The sequence below is a fragment of the Streptococcus sp. HMSC056C01 genome (assembly GCF_001811305.1).
GTDB lineage: Bacteria > Bacillota > Bacilli > Lactobacillales > Streptococcaceae > Streptococcus.
In genome coordinates this window covers 61143-61841 of sequence record NZ_KV804219.1, presented here as the reverse complement: position 1 = coordinate 61841, position 699 = coordinate 61143, and the positions used below count along the sequence as shown (strand labels likewise).

Here is a 699-nt window from a genome sequence, read left to right as displayed (position 1 = left end):
AAGTTTGTGCATGGCTAGTTCGAGCAGGTTCACGGTGTGTTGCTTGGCGTGGTTGAGCAGTTACAACTTTCTCAACTTTGTCCTGACGTACTCCTGTCGCAACAACTGTCACGCGGATTTCGTCTTTCATTGTCTCATCAATAGATGTTCCAAGCCAGATGTTAACACCATGACCAGCTGCTTGGTTCACAATTTCTGATGCTTCTTCAGCTTCAATCAAAGTCAAGTCCAAGCCACCAGTTACGTTGACAATCACATCTTCTGCTCCATCGATAGTTGTTTCAAGAAGTGGTGAGTAGATTGCTTTACGAGCAGCTTCTACAACACGTTCTTCACCGCTACCGATACCAATCCCCATAAGAGCATTCCCTTTATTGGCCATAACAGTCTTAACGTCTGCAAAGTCCAAGTTAATCAAACCAGGATTTGTAATCAAATCTGTAATCCCTTGAACACCTTGACGAAGAACGTTGTCTGCTTCACTCAATGCTTCAAGAAGTGGAGTCTTCTTGTCAACGATTTCTAGCAAGTTGTTGTTTGAGATAATCAAGAGTGTATCAACATGCTCACGAAGTTCGTTAATCCCTTCGATAGCAAATTGTCCACGTTTGCTTCCTTCAAAACCAAATGGACGAGTGACAACACCTACTGTCAAAGCTCCGAGGCTTTTTGCAATACGAGCGATAACTGGTGCAGCAC

General features: G+C 43.6%; 1 pseudogene. It reads right to left on the bottom strand.

Features of this window, described 5'->3' with window-relative positions:
- A pseudogene (locus HMPREF2795_RS10020) lies at positions 1–699 on the bottom strand (cell division protein FtsZ); the annotation flags it as partial.